Consider the following 230-nt stretch of genomic DNA (forward strand, 5'->3'; position numbering starts at 1 on the left):
ATCGAGAGGTACGCTAAATGACTCTATTGCTCGAACCATGTTGGATAAGTGTGAGTCGTGGAGTACGAAAGGAAAGTCCTGCTCAGCACCGTCGATAAAAACCTTCGGCCGACGATACGCCATGCCTTCCGGTACATCGATGCTGAAGCTAACCGAAAATATGCTTTCGCTCTGGTTCTCGACTTGGGCTGCATACACATTTCCGAGCGGACGATCATATAGATATCCGT

General features: G+C 48.7%; 1 protein-coding gene. It reads right to left on the minus strand.

What is annotated here, in order from left to right:
- The coding region (locus tag ACPYOM_RS24210) for a hypothetical protein (RefSeq protein ID WP_481347936.1) at positions 1 to 198 on the minus strand (198 nt) is incomplete at its 3' end.
- Between the last annotated feature and the right edge of the window lie 32 nt (positions 199 to 230).

It is taken from the genome of Monashia sp. HAY1-2A (assembly GCF_056755315.1).